This is a genomic window from Psychrobacter sp. TWR1-1-1, from assembly GCF_049895865.1.
Taxonomy (GTDB): Bacteria; Pseudomonadota; Gammaproteobacteria; order Pseudomonadales; family Moraxellaceae; genus Psychrobacter; species Psychrobacter immobilis_A.
In genome coordinates, this window is the sequence record NZ_JAFCTE010000043.1 from 1 (window position 1) to 2,599 (window position 2,599).

General features: G+C 38.2%; 3 protein-coding genes. 1 reads left to right on the forward strand and 2 read right to left on the reverse strand.

What is annotated here, in order from left to right; all coding sequences use genetic code 11:
• Positions 1 to 146: 146 nt before the first annotated feature.
• Positions 147 to 605 carry a DIP1984 family protein gene (locus tag ACP69U_RS13730; RefSeq protein ID WP_426138829.1) on the forward strand — a complete coding sequence of 153 codons (459 nt, stop codon included), beginning with the start codon at positions 147 to 149 and terminating at the stop codon, positions 603 to 605.
• A 525-nt stretch (positions 606 to 1,130) separates the two neighbouring features.
• On the opposite strand, the gene ACP69U_RS13735 is transcribed toward ACP69U_RS13730, so the two are convergent.
• Together ACP69U_RS13735 and ACP69U_RS13740 are read right to left on the reverse strand one after the other, a co-directional pair.
• Complete coding sequence (locus ACP69U_RS13735; RefSeq protein ID WP_426138830.1) at positions 1,131 to 1,406, reverse strand: CsbD family protein; 276 nt, start codon at positions 1,404 to 1,406, stop codon at positions 1,131 to 1,133.
• 355 nt (positions 1,407 to 1,761) lie between these two features.
• Positions 1,762 to 2,352, reverse strand: coding sequence for a recombinase family protein (locus ACP69U_RS13740; RefSeq protein WP_426138831.1), 591 nt, complete (start codon positions 2,350 to 2,352; stop codon positions 1,762 to 1,764).
• Positions 2,353 to 2,599 lie beyond the last annotated feature (247 nt).

Genomic DNA, 2,599 nt, shown 5'->3' on the forward strand with positions numbered 1-2,599 from the left:
TAAATCTTGCCAAACGGCGTCAAATAGCTGACTAATATCTCGATATTATCTGCGCTATTTTCCTTGTTTGACTGCAATTTATCTCATTTTTATCGCCATTTTTAAAATGAGGACACGCCCTAATAAGGTGTTAAAAGGAGCTAAAAATGAAACTCGCAGAAGCCCTACTTATTCGTAGCGATATGCAAAAAAAACTTGCTCAAATTAAAGGACGTATTCGTAGTAATGCTAAAGTTCAAGAAGGTGATACGCCAAATGAAGATCCAAATCAGCTAATGATTGAGGCTAGTCAAGTCATTACTGAGTTATCTGCTTTGATTGAGCGTATTCACCGTACCAATGCAGTTGCTAAGACGGATAAAGATCAATCAATGCTGACGCTATTGGTTGAACGCGAGGCGTTGGAGATGCGCCACAAACTATTAATTGAAGCAATTGAAGCGACCGACACTGAGGCAGATCGTTATAGTCATCGTGAAATTAAATGGAATATTATGGTCTCAGTAGCTGGCCTACAAAAGCAAGCCGATGACCTGGCGATGAAACTACGCAAAATTAATATTGTCATTCAAGCCAATAACTGGCAAATTAACCTTGTTGAATAAGATTTGTAGACCACTAAATTTATAATTCTCTATTCGTTCAGTCATAAATGAATAGAACCCCCTATTGGAACCGATTGGGCGAGTGTCAGACCCCTTACCTACACAACAGGGGGTTGAAAACATACTGTAGTGTCTGTCATGCGTTGCGGGTAGACGCTTTTTTTACTACTTATGCCCCGAACACATCACAGTTCACAAGGTACTACTTAGACCTTACTACCAGATACTGACAGTCGGTTTCAATTTTACGTTTAATGCCTCTTGATACGCCAATTATCAAGAGCGTCATCTACGAGTACTACGGAACCTGTCCCACATTCTGTGTAACAGTTTATTACCCCACATCAATACTTATCAAAAAGATACATCAATTATAAACGTTACAATATTTTGGCGAACCTAATCGAAAGAAGGATTGAACCGCCCCAGAATTGTCGGAGACCTAACTAGACTGACTAAAAAAGCCCGTGACCATAGTCACGGGCTTTTTATATTTTCAGGGTATGATTATTGAAAATACAATAATCAATATTTATTTTGGTTACGCCACTCATCTACATCCCGTTCAGCATCTTCTTTTGAATGACCATAACGCTCTTGGATACGTCCAACCAGCTTGTCACGATCACCTTCGATATGGGTGAGATCATCATCTGTTAAATCTGCCCACTTTTGTTTTACTGAACCTTTGAGTTGGTTCCATTCGCCTTTTAGTGTCTGGTTATTCATATCATTATCCGTTTTTTGATTGTTTTTGTACTGTTCATCCATACTTTGTTCGTTCACATTTTGATTGTCCATTATGGTTTTCCTTTTCCATTTATGAGTTTGTGAGTCAATGTATTTATACCAAGACCATGCTCATTCATCTTTTATTTTTTTTATTGATGAATGGGCTATCAGCAGTTATTAAGCTTCAAGCTGATATATCTAATATAGAGAGACACAATTGGGCTGTCTGTACAACGAATGTTTAAAGTGTTGCTGAGCTATTGTTAAGTCCACTGATTTGTTATGACGGTATAAGTTATGATTTAAATTAGCCTGTTAATCATAAGAAAAGTCTTTAATTAAAAAAGACTATAAAACATGCTGAGTGACATTAATTTGAATTATAACTACAGATTTTAGTCCAATAATTAAGATACCACAGCTATCAGCCCTGCCTTAATACCCGATAAACCGTAGCTACCCCAACACCAACCGCCTTAGCGATCTCCTCTTTTGTCATATTGTTTTGACTGGCCAACTCTCTAATACGATTGTGTTTCGTTGTATTAGGCTTCTTACCAGTGGGCTTATAGCCACTGTTAGCCAATCCCTGTTTAATACGCTCTCTACGCTTGTCGTTATCAAGCTTTGCCATCGTTGCTAACAAATCGATAAGCATATGGTTAATCACTGTTAGGATCTCACCTGTCATGCCATTACTCACTGTATGCGTGGTTGGTAGATCAGCCACCACCAACCGTAACCCCCTATCTTTGATACGCTGCTTTAAAATCGCAAAGTCATCTTGAGATAGCCTGCTTAATCTATCCACGCTTTCAACCAGCAGAATATCGCCTTCTTCAGCATCATTGAGTAACAGAGTGAGTGCTGGTCTATCAAGCTTAGTACCACTGAAATGCTCTACGTACTCAACATGGTTATCATCATAGCTTTGGCTAAAGCTAATCAAGTCAGACAAGGCTCTCTTAGCGTCTTGATCCTTAGTACTGGCTCTCACATAAATACGAACAGTCATAACGCCACCCCTATCAATTGGACTTAATAGTTAATGTTCATTGATAATAGTAAGATATTACTATCATTTAATAATATAAACAAGTCTAATGATAGATAAGTTATTGTTTAGAGGTTTTATGTTTTGGGTATAGTGCAGTGATAGGGTGCTTAGAGTAGGGACGCTGCTTTATAAATAGTTAGATGGCTATTATCAAAACGTGTTGACTAATGAAGGTTGAGTAACGGGGGCAGTATTTGATCAGTTA